A 235-nucleotide genomic window follows, 5' to 3' on the forward strand; every position below is an offset into this window, starting at 1 on the left:
GGTAAAGTCACATACCGCGGAATCGTTCACTTCGGACGTAAAGCAGAGGGTGCACGTTCAAACATCGAGTGTGACACACTCATCATGGATAACAAATCAACATCTGATACGATCCCTTACAATGAAATCTTAAACGACAACATTTCATTAGAGCACGAAGCGAAGGTATCAAAAGTATCAGAAGAGCAGCTATTCTACTTGATGAGCCGCGGAATTTCTGAAGAAGAAGCAACAG

The 235-nt window shown here is 42.6% G+C and carries 1 protein-coding gene; it reads left to right on the forward strand.

Annotated elements, in window-relative coordinates; genetic code table 11:
• Positions 1–235: SufD family Fe-S cluster assembly protein (locus tag SB658_RS27565; RefSeq protein WP_410603752.1), on the forward strand; the 235-nt coding region annotated here is incomplete at both ends.

This window comes from Bacillus sp. SIMBA_008, assembly GCF_046535495.1.
In the GTDB taxonomy this organism is placed as follows: Bacteria; Bacillota; Bacilli; order Bacillales; family Bacillaceae; genus Bacillus; species Bacillus subtilis.